The organism is Nonomuraea lactucae (assembly GCF_003313395.1).
Lineage (GTDB): Bacteria > Actinomycetota > Actinomycetes > Streptosporangiales > Streptosporangiaceae > Nonomuraea > Nonomuraea lactucae.
This window is the reverse complement of record NZ_QNFZ01000462.1, coordinates 1-1,181: the sequence shown is the minus strand read 5'-3', so window position 1 is coordinate 1,181 and position 1,181 is coordinate 1. Positions and strand designations below refer to the sequence as shown.

The following is a 1,181-nucleotide window of genomic DNA, read 5'->3' as shown; positions in this document are numbered from 1 at the left end:
CGTGGCGGCCGTGCTCGGCGTGCGCGACGACGAGGCCGCGCCGCTGCCGCGCAGGCTGGCCGCCGCCCTGGCCGCCAAGCGCGCGCTGCTCGTCCTCGACAACTGCGAGCACGTCGTGGAGGAGGTGGCCGCGCTGGTGCCCCTGCTGCTCAAGGCGGCGCCGGGGTTGCGCGTGCTGGCCACCAGCCAGGAGCCTCTCGGCGTGACGGGGGAGCGGGTCCTGCCCGTGCCGCCGCTGCCCGAGCCGGACGCCGTACGGCTCTTCGCCGCACGCGCCGGCATCGAGCCGTACCGGGATCAAGACCGGGACCAGGGACGGAACCAGGACCGGGATCGGGACCGGGATCGGGACTGGGAGCGGGACGACACCACACCCACCACCCTGGCCACGATCTGCCGCCGCCTCGACGGCATCCCGCTCGCCCTGGAGCTGGCCGCGACGCGGGTGCGCGCGCTCGGTGTCCAGGGGCTGGCCGACCGGCTCGACGACCGGTTCAGGGTGCTCACCACCGGCATGCGCGACGCCCCGGCCAGGCAGCGCACGCTGCGGGCGACGATCGACTGGAGCTGGGGCCTGCTGACCGGGCAGGAGCGCGTCGTGCTGCGGCGGCTGGCCGTGCACGCCGACGGCTGCACGCTGGAGGCGGCGGAGGAGGTCTGTGCCGAACCCGGGGTGGACGTCCTCGACGCGGTGGCCAGGCTCGTGGACCGGTCGCTGGTCGTGGTGGCGGCCGGGCCGCGATACCGGCTGCTGGAGTCCGTGGCGGCCTACTGCGGCGAGCGGCTCGCCGAGTCGGGCGAACTGGAGACGGTCAGGGAACGGCACGCGCGCCACTACACCGCGCTGGCCGAGCGGGCGGAGCTGCGCGGCCCCCGCCAGCGCGAGTGGCTGGAGCTGCTCGACGTCGAGAGCGCCAATTTCCGGCTCGCCCTGGCGACCGGGCCTGAGCCGTTGCGGCTGGCCAACGCGCTCGCCTGGTACTGGTACCTGCGTGGCAGGCTGGGCGAGGCCCGCAGGTCCCTGACCGCGGCCCTGAACAGGGCCCTGACCGCCGACCTGACCGCCGACCCGACCACCGACCCCACCACGGCCCCGACCACCGATCCCGCCACGGACCCGACCACCGGCCCCGCCACGGCCCCGGCCACGACGCTGGCCGCGGGCGGGGCGCGCGCCGAGG

At 76.5% G+C, this 1,181-nt stretch carries 1 protein-coding gene; it reads left to right on the top strand.

The window, feature by feature from the left end:
* Positions 1 to 19: 19 nt before the first annotated feature.
* The coding region (locus DQW85_RS44745) for an ATP-binding protein (protein ID WP_420819177.1) at positions 20 to 1,181 on the top strand (1,162 nt) is incomplete at its 3' end.